Origin of the sequence: Shewanella sp. 5_MG-2023 (assembly GCF_030547465.1) — a bacterium.
Classification (GTDB): Bacteria; Pseudomonadota; Gammaproteobacteria; order Enterobacterales; family Shewanellaceae; genus Shewanella.
The window spans coordinates 1-2523 of record NZ_JAUORC010000065.1 but is presented as its reverse complement, the minus strand read 5'-3'; the positions used below and the strand labels follow the sequence as shown (position 1 = coordinate 2523).

Below are 2523 nucleotides of genomic sequence, written 5' to 3'. Positions count from 1 at the left end.
TACCGAAAATTAAGTAATAACTAAAGCCTAGTAGAGTGTTTAACATTTAGCCAACTAGAATGGGTGGCCTTGTTATTTTCGTATTCACTCCCATATATTTACATCAATTTTACGATAGCTATTGTAACCACCGCACAGCAAGGTTTTATTCGAATTAATTGATTATATTCTTTTCGCTAATCGAAAATTACTATACTGTGTTTGTTCATCTGTTTCGTCATCTATATTCAATTAGATATTTGGCTTAGCTCTCGCTACCCAAATAGGACATATAATGACGACCCCTCTGCGCATTCGCTATCACACCATAGAAGTCGGTAACAACGATATCCACCTGTGTACCCTTCGCGATAAACAGCAATTCAGTGACGATGATGACACGGCAAAAGACTTAGGTATTTCTTCAGCGTTATGGCCCATTTTTGGCGTGGTATGGCCTTCAAGTATGGTGCTGGCTAACCATATGCTCGAGTATCAAACTCAAGGTAAACGCATACTAGAAATTGGCTGTGGGATCGGGCTTTCAAGCTTATTACTAAACCAAAGAGCTGACGACATTACTGCCACAGATTATCACCTAGAGGTTGAAGGTTTTCTATTAAGAAATACCCAACTAAATAATGACAAATCGATAAACTTTGAACGAGTCGATTGGGCAGATGATAACAGTGATTTAGGCCAGTTTGATTTAATCATCGGCAGTGATTTATTGTACGAAGATGAACATATTGCCCTACTGGCTTACTTCATTCAGACCCATGCCAATCGCCAATGTGAAATCGTTATCGTCGACCCCGGTCGTGGCCGGAAAAACAAACTCACCACCAAGATGGATGAATATGGCTTTAGTCACAATCACATCAAACCCACTCACACTGATTATTTAGAGCAACAATTCAAAGGCCATATTTTACGATTTACCAGAGAAGTTTAAGAATAGCGGCTGGATAAATAGCTATAACATAATTTCAGATCATAAAAATTACTGCCAAACAACACTACAAGTCGCGAGTAAGTTAACCTTTACTCGGGATCTTCTGTTAGTTTTCTTGTAAATAGTTTATTTGATTTAAATGGCAGAAAAAATAAAGCTAAATAATTATTTCGGTAAACCATCTCTTGTATTAAAAGTGGTAAAGAAACACTTAAAATAAAAGCTACCACTGCAAACACTAGCCCTATCGAATAATTAATATCACCCGAAGATATGAATGTATAAACCTTCCAATGAATCACGTAATGAAAAATAAGGATAAATAAACTCCCAGCCCCTAACTTCTGAAATATGACTTTGAATGCATTATGCTTTACCAGCAACACTGAAATACACATGACTATATAGATTCCACTTATGGCACCTATCGAAGCTGTTATTGCTGCCTCATATATTCTTTTATTTAAATCTGTATACGATTTGGTGAAAAATATAATACAAACGAAAATAAAACAAGCGAAGACAAGCAAATACCGATGAGGAGAAAAACCAATTATTTTATTCCGCATTAAATACCCAGAAATAAAGAATGAGGAGGAAATAAGTAGAATATCAATAGAAAAAGGAAGACCAGGAAGAACACTTACCTTACCAGCAATAGTAATTTCTTTAAGCCAAAAAGTATCAACATACAAACCACCCAAAAGAAGTAGCAGCATTAACACGAACATTTTAATAGGCAGTGGTAATAGATTAAAGTGAGTAAATCGAAACAAAACATAGCTAAAGCAGTAAACAGTAAACAAGTGTGTTAAAAACCACATTTGAACCCACCTCAAGGTCTCTCCATTACCATAAAATATCCCTTGCAATTGCAGCAATAAATTATCATTTTGAAAGATAACATCAATAACAAAAAGCAATAATAGTACGGAGAAATAAGGCTTAAGAAGCGCTTCAGATTTTTTTAGAATAAATAATTTAGGTGGAGTAGAGAAAGAAAAGAAAACACCAGACAAAAAGAAAAAGAGTGGCATTCTAAATAATGACATACTGTCTATTATTTCTGGAAAAAATGACGCTAACTTACTATGCACAAGTGCAACTAAAGTAATAGAAATACCTTTCGCAATATCTATATGCTCTACTCTATTATTCATGCACACCTAATCTGATAATTTAGTATTTGTGTGTAAAGAAGATACTTAGGCATGAATAACCTATTTGAACTTCACTGACGACACATTGAGTATAGTTTATGCATCAGGGCTATGCCGTCATACTAAAGATTATCAGTTAAAAAATACAATTAACCACTTGTTATCAATATGATTTTATGTGTTTTTATATTTTCACTTTCAAATTTTAGCTATTATTAATAATAATTTTGAGCAATTACAAAGCCACCCATTATTTCAATTACAAAGCCACCCATTATTTAGATACAATTACAAAGCCACCCATTATTTAGAAGTTATAACATAACGCCATTCGTTTTAAGTTGCTAACACTTACATCCATTAACTGATGGGATTATTCCTGCCAAAGGACTAAATACTTCATCATTAATCACCAAAAATAACTCATAA

Annotated in this window: 2 protein-coding genes; one reads left to right on the top strand and one right to left on the bottom strand. The window is 34.1% G+C overall.

Annotated features, from left to right (window positions below; all coding sequences use genetic code 11):
- Positions 1–274 precede the first annotated feature (274 nt).
- On the top strand, positions 275–934 hold the full coding sequence (locus Q4557_RS19605; RefSeq protein WP_303414999.1) for a methyltransferase: 660 nt from the start codon (positions 275–277) through the stop codon (positions 932–934).
- An 89-nt stretch (positions 935–1023) separates the two neighbouring features.
- On the opposite strand, the gene Q4557_RS19600 is transcribed toward Q4557_RS19605, so the two are convergent.
- The gene (locus Q4557_RS19600) at positions 1024–2094 is read right to left on the bottom strand and encodes an acyltransferase family protein (protein WP_303414997.1); all 1071 of its coding nucleotides are present in this window, start codon (positions 2092–2094) and stop codon (positions 1024–1026) included.
- Positions 2095–2523: the final 429 nt, after the last annotated feature.